The organism is Priestia sp. 10L35, assembly GCF_056395685.1.
The window spans coordinates 1-3,295 of record NZ_JBFTKA010000035.1 but is presented as its reverse complement, the minus strand read 5'-3'; the positions used below and the strand labels follow the sequence as shown (position 1 = coordinate 3,295).

Genomic DNA, 3,295 nt, shown 5'->3' with positions numbered 1-3,295 from the left:
TAGTGGAATGTGTAATTGTTTTTTCTTCGAAATTTTCAACGTTAAATTCAACATTATTGATAATTAATTGTTTCAATTCAACCACCTCTTTATCTATATGAATACGACGAGTCTTAAAAGATTCCCTGTTTTCTCAAAATAAAAAAGGACACTGAGGACACGTCATGGAATCAAAAAGCTCTAAACCTTATAGCGTTGCTTATTTCTTAAATCAGTATTTCTATCAAAATAAAAAGCACCCCAATTAATAGATAGATGCCTATTTTTATTATTCTTATTTTTCTTCTGTAACCATAAACTGTACCACATTATTTAAATTGATGTGCACTAGCTCTTTTTCATTCGAAATGAATCTTTCATATTTTGTTATATGACTAATGACTTCTTTCTTTGATGTGGCTTCAAATTTTAATTCCTTTGTCCTGCCATTTATAAATTCAAAAATAACTTTAAATTTAAGCATAGGTGTAGCACCTCTTTATCTACTTATTATTCTTGTTTCATTAATTCTTCTTCAAAGAAAAAAGTACTTGGATATTTATTGACAGTATAAGAGTATCTTTTCATGTTTTTTACATAATGACTTCTTAAGATTGTCACTAATTCATTCGATACTCTTATGTTTACTATTTCTCCATTACTAAATAGTTTTACGCTCATAGCCATCATCCTCTCTCATATCAGAAATAATAAAATTTATCTTAAGGCATAATTTAAATCTCCTAAGATTCTTTATTTTTACCCAGTTCTTTTGCCTGATATTTCTTTAGTTCTCCACAATCATAAGGATTAACAATTAAAGTTTCCGTGTGATTCTTATAATGGAGCTGAGAAAGGCTTACATCAATTCGTATAGGTTTTCTGGTATATGTGTTAAAAAAATAAGCAACCTTTCTTCGATAGTTGGTTCACAAAGGGATAGTTGTATTTTGACACCTTACAGTGTGATAAATCTCAATATCTACTAATGAAGTACATAGTCATAAAACAGTAAGGGATTATTTTCTATACTTTTTTTCACGCCATACTGTTTCTTTTCTGCCTTTACTTCTCTTACGCTCCGTTTTTGCCTTTTCATTACGAAGTGGTGCCACTTCAGTTAATTGGACAGGAGCCATATTCGATTCTTTTGTTAAGAGCTTTAAAGTAGCTGACAATAAGGTAACAGAATCCACTTCTTCTAATAACTTTTCCGCCACAGGTTTATATTCCCCGAACTCTCTCTTGTCGATGGTGTTCAAAACGCGGTGTATGATTGCTTCCTGATGTCCTGCCATTACTTCACTAGAAGTAGGAGGTGATTGTCTAGACATTCTTGTTTTTGTGACATTTTCAATCACTTTTAAGTGATGACGTTCTCTCGAGGTTATAAATGTAACCGCCAATCCCTTAGTACCTGCCCGTCCTGTTCGACCAATACGATGAACATAGCTTTCAGGATCCTGAGGAATATCAAAATTATAGACATGACTAACACCTGTAATATCAAGTCCCCTTGCTGCAACGTCGGTTGCGACCATAATCTCAATCGTATGATCCTTGAATTGACGAATCACATCGGCACGTTTTGATTGTGTAAGATCTCCGTGAATGCCTTCTGCTGCATACCCACGTTTTTTTAGCCCTTCAGCAAGTTCATCCACACGTTTTTTTGTGCGTCCAAACACAATAGCAAGGTCTGGTGATTGAAGATCTACAAGATTGCAAAGAACATCAAATTTTCGATTCTCAGGAATTTCTACATAACGTTGCTCAATATTCTTTACTGTTAACTCCTTCGTTTTTACTTTTACGAGTTCAGGAGTGTTCATAAATTTCTGCGCCAAACTTTGTACTTGCTTCGACATGGTTGCTGAAAATAGTAAGGTTTGATGGGGAGAAGTGATGCCACCAAGAATCGTTTGGATATCTTCAATAAAACCCATGTTTAACATCTCATCTGCTTCATCCAGAACAGCCGTACGAATATGACTTAAACGGATGGTTCTTCTTTTCATATGGTCCATAAGACGTCCAGGAGTTGCCGAGATAATATGTGGTCTATTCTTAAGGGCTTTGATTTGACGATTAATATCCTGCCCTCCATAAATGGGTAGCGTTTTAACTCCTTTTACCTGACCAATTCGATTTAACTCTTCAGCTACTTGAATCGCCAGTTCACGTGTCGGTGCTAAAACTATTCCCTGGATTGCTTCTTCAGCAAGCTCAACTCCCTCTATAAGGGGTATGCCAAAAGCTGTTGTCTTTCCAGTACCGGTTTGAGCTTGTCCAATTAGATCTTTACCCGTCATAGCTATCGGAATAGCTTCAGCCTGAATCGGCGTAGCCTCTTCAAAACCCAAGTTATGAATGGCCTTTTCAATGTCCTTACTTAAGTGAAAATCAGAAAACTTTTTCAACTGTTTCGTGCTCCTTCTCTTACTTAATTCAGAAATGAGAAAAGTACTCTTCAAACAGAGATAGTGCTTATTCATTTCTGTGTATGGTAAATCAATGTTACTATCAACGAACATCTTGTTCTAACGGATTTGTACAAGTTGAATTCATGCCTTATTTTATCCACGCTTACGTGTATTTATAAATTCTTATCATACCTATATAGAGTGATTTAATTTAGAAAGATATGGTTCCTACTATTTCTTTCTAAAAAGGTATACTATTTAGGAGGAGGGATGATGTAGTTATGTATTTTAACCATAGGAAGAAAAATAAAGAGCCCTTACCTAAAGAACGAACAGAGATTTGGGAATGTGAATCAGAAGAGTGTAATGGCTGGATGAGAAAAAACTTTTCTTATGAAAATCATCAAAATTGTCCTTTGTGTGGCCATAAAATGAGAGCTGAAAAAAGGCTTTTAGATGCGTCACCTAATCCCCATCAAAAATAATTCATGGCTGCCTTTTGGATAAATCCCTAAAAAACTTCTGGCACTTCTTTAACTGAAAGTAAACTTCTTACCAAAGACATATGCCATATTTGCTTTATATTTCTGATATATGGTATAGCTAGTCCATACCTTGTACCGTTCGTTTTATCTAGAAACCAGACATAAAACCTTTATTTTTCCATTATATCTAGATTTTAAAAGTAGATATAATATGTTTTTTGCTAGCTAATGGAATCAAAAGTAAAAAAAGACTCCAAGATGGAGTCTTTTTTACTCATTTTGATTATGCTACTTTATGAACGTTAGCAGCTTGTGCTCCACGTTGACCTTGTTCGATATCAAACGTTACTTTTTGACCTTCGTCTAACGATTTAAAGCCTTCACTTTGAATAGAGCTGAAATGTACGA

Annotated in this window: 4 protein-coding genes; 1 reads left to right on the top strand and 3 read right to left on the bottom strand. The window is 34.7% G+C overall.

All coding sequences use genetic code 11. The annotated features are described in order from the left end of the window. Positions 1-274: 274 nt before the first annotated feature. A complete protein-coding gene (locus AC1DEF_RS28950; protein WP_053488355.1) occupies positions 275-463 on the bottom strand; it encodes a hypothetical protein in 189 nt (62 codons plus the stop codon). Between the two features lie 535 nt (positions 464-998). Then, positions 999-2,399 (bottom strand): degradosome RNA helicase CshA, encoded by a 1,401-nt coding sequence (gene cshA / locus AC1DEF_RS28945; protein ID WP_097825601.1) that lies wholly within the window; start codon positions 2,397-2,399, stop codon positions 999-1,001. A 284-nt stretch (positions 2,400-2,683) separates the two neighbouring features. Here cshA and AC1DEF_RS28940 point away from each other — a divergent pair, with 284 nt between their 5' ends. Further along, positions 2,684-2,887, top strand: coding sequence for a cold-shock protein (locus AC1DEF_RS28940; RefSeq protein ID WP_097825600.1), 204 nt, complete (start codon positions 2,684-2,686; stop codon positions 2,885-2,887). A 283-nt stretch (positions 2,888-3,170) separates the two neighbouring features. Here AC1DEF_RS28940 and AC1DEF_RS28935 read toward each other — a convergent pair. Then, positions 3,171-3,295, bottom strand: a 125-nt coding sequence (locus AC1DEF_RS28935; RefSeq protein ID WP_477727705.1) for a cold-shock protein, incomplete at its 5' end; no start/stop codon positions are given.

Coding starts and splice junctions, on each gene's coding strand:
- AC1DEF_RS28950 (WP_053488355.1), bottom strand. CDS start 463: ATGCTTAAATTTAAAGTTATTTTTGAATTTATAAATGGCAGGACAAAG.
- AC1DEF_RS28940 (WP_097825600.1), top strand. CDS start 2,684: ATGTATTTTAACCATAGGAAGAAAAATAAAGAGCCCTTACCTAAAGAA.